The sequence below is a fragment of the bacterium genome, from assembly GCA_016873475.1.
In the GTDB taxonomy this organism is placed as follows: Bacteria; Krumholzibacteriota; Krumholzibacteriia; order JACNKJ01; family JACNKJ01; genus VGXI01.
Map to the genome: position 1 here is coordinate 1 of VGXI01000355.1, position 2,126 is coordinate 2,126.

The following is a 2,126-nucleotide window of genomic DNA, read 5'->3' on the forward strand; positions in this document are numbered from 1 at the left end:
GGGGAGCGCCTCACGGCGGGGCGCACGACCCTGGTCGTCGCGCACCGGCTCTCCACCGTGCGGCGGGCGGACCGCATCCTCTACATCGACGGCGGCATCGTGGAGAGCGGCAGCCACGACGAGCTGATGGCGCGCGGCGGCCGCTACGCCGAGCTGGTGACCCTGCAGTTGGAGGAGGCGCGCGGTGCTGAGAAGAGTGCTTAGCTGGTACGCGCCCTACTGGCGGCGGGAGCGGGGCGGCATCGCCGTGGTCTTCCTGATCACGGTCGTCGCCATCGCCTCGCGCACGGTCTATCCGCTGATCTTCAAGTTCATCATCGACGCGCTGGCCGTGACGGACGCCGGCGGCCGGCCCGACCTGACGAGCGCGCGCAACTGGGTGCTCGTGCTGCTCGGCCTGGGCTTCCTGCGCAGCCTCTCGCAGGCCTTCCTGCCTTCCTGCCGCGCCTGGATGAACGTCGCCGTCGGCCTGCGCATTCGCATGGAGGAGCTGCGCCGCGTGCTCGCCAAGCGGCACGACTTCTTCCAGCGCTTCCAGCCGGGCGATCTCATCGCGCGCCTCACCGACGACATCGACCAGGGCGACAAGCTGAGCTGGTACGCCTGCTCGGGGGTGTTCCGACCGATCGAGGCGGGGCTCACGCTCGCCTTCAGCCTGGCCGTGATGTTCGGCCTGCACTGGAAGCTCACGCTCGCCTCGACCCTGCCGCTGCCCCTGATCGTGTGGCTGCTCTCCAAGACGGAGACGCTCCAGCACCGCCGCTACAACGAGCGCCAGCAGGCCACCAGCCGCACGGTGGAGACCCTCGAGGCCGGCTTCTCCGGCGCGCGCATCGTGGTCGGCTTCGGCATGGAGGGCGCGCAGGAGCGGCTCTTCGACCGCGTGCTGAAGGAGCGCGAGCGCACCGAGAAGCGCGTGGTCTCGCTGCAGGCGCTGCTCGAGGGCTTCTTCTCGATCATGAACCAGGTGGGCCTCGTGATCGTGCTCTTCCTGGGCGGCTGGTTCGTCTTCACCGATCCGCGCTTCACGCTGGGCGACTTCTACGCCTTCGTGGCCTACCTGTCGGGCCTGACGATGCCGCTGTGGACGATCAGCTGGTTCTTCGTGAGCACGGCGGTGACGCACACCTCCCTCAAGCGCATGCAGGAGCTGGAGGCCGCGCCCGAGCGCGCGGTCGGCAGGGAGGAGCTGCCCGAGCGGCACCCGGTGCTGAAGCTCGATCAGCTCAGCTTCGCCTACCCGCGCGCGGAGGGCGAGCCGGTCTCGGTCCTGAAGGAGCTGAGCCTCAGCGTGCGGCCGGGCGAGACGGTGGCCCTCGTCGGGCCGGTGGGCTGCGGCAAGTCCACGCTGCTCGAGTGCGCGACGGGCCTGCTCGCGCCCGACGCCGGCGAGGTGCGCCTCGGCTCGCGGCCGCTGGCCGCGCTCAAGGACGAGGTGCGCGCGCGGCACATCGGCTACGCGCCGCAGGAGCCGCAGCTCTTCGCGGGCAGCCTGGGGATGAACGTGAGCATGGACCGCGAGCAGGTGAGCGGCGACGCCGTGCTGCGCTCGCTGCGCACGGCGCGGCTGACGCAGGAAGTGCCCGTCGACAAGGAGGTCGCGCCGGGGGGCAAGGGGCTTTCGGGCGGCCAGCAGCAGCGCGTGGCGATCGCCCGAGCGCTGGCCGGCGCGCCCTCGGTGCTGGTGCTCGACGACGTGACCAGCGCCCTGGACGCCCGCACCGAGCAGCAGTTCTGGGGCCACCTGCGCAGCCAGCTGCCCGATGCGGGCATTCTCGTCTCCACCCACCGCGAGGCGACGGCGCAGCGCGCGGACCGCGTGGTCTGGCTGGAGGGCGGGCGCATTCGCGAGGAAGGCAAGCACGCGGCGCTGCTCGAGGCGCACGAGGGCTACCGCCGCCTCTTCGCCGCGCGCTAGGGGCGGCCGAGGCCGCCCCCGCGCGCTACTCGCAGAAGATGCGCACGGTGTCCTTGCCGTCGGCGACGTCGATCTCCAGCTCCTCGATCGCCGCGATCAGCTCCTCGCCGCCCTTGCCGCTGAGGCTCTCCAGATCGATGCCCTTGGCCTCGATCTTCATCTTGGCGTCCTTGGGCAGCATGGCGCCGAGCTTGATGCCCGTGCGCAC

Annotated in this window: 2 protein-coding genes; both read left to right on the forward strand. The window is 71.4% G+C overall.

What is annotated here, in order from left to right; genetic code table 11:
- A partial coding sequence (locus FJ251_15700; protein ID MBM4119147.1) for an ABC transporter ATP-binding protein occupies positions 1-204 on the forward strand: 204 nt, incomplete at its 5' end.
- Entirely contained in the window at positions 185-1,918 is a 1,734-nt protein-coding gene (locus tag FJ251_15705) for an ABC transporter ATP-binding protein (protein MBM4119148.1), read from the forward strand. The genes FJ251_15700 and FJ251_15705, both read left to right, overlap by 20 nt.
- The last annotated feature ends 208 nt before the right edge of the window (positions 1,919-2,126 follow it).